The organism is Aeromonas sp. LsrichE-8G (assembly GCF_022869435.1).
GTDB lineage: Bacteria > Pseudomonadota > Gammaproteobacteria > Enterobacterales > Aeromonadaceae > Aeromonas > Aeromonas caviae.
The window spans coordinates 1-293 of sequence record NZ_JALIHH010000207.1 but is presented as its reverse complement, the minus strand read 5'-3'; the positions used below and the strand labels follow the sequence as shown (position 1 = coordinate 293).

General features: G+C 59.0%; 1 pseudogene. It reads right to left on the bottom strand.

The annotated features are described in order from the left end of the window. Positions 1–293 (bottom strand): annotated as a pseudogene (locus MUW49_RS18720) (IS21 family transposase); the annotation flags it as partial.

Here is a 293-nt window from a genome sequence, read left to right as displayed (position 1 = left end):
GCCGGTGTCCCGCCGAAAAACTCAAAGGCACGGACATGGCTTTGCAGCCAGTCCGGCAGTGACTGTGACCAGGTGGCCTCGGCAAAGGTGTAGTTGGACGCACCGAGCACGGCGACAAAGACTTGTGCCTGACGGACCTCACCCGTGGTCGGCGACACGATGGGCACCGTGGGCCCGCAGTAGTCGATAAAGAGCTTTTCCCCCGCCTTGTGGATCTGGCGCATGGAGCGCTTTTGCAACTGACACCAGGACTTGTAACGGTCACAGAACTGGGAGTAGCTGTAACAGCTATT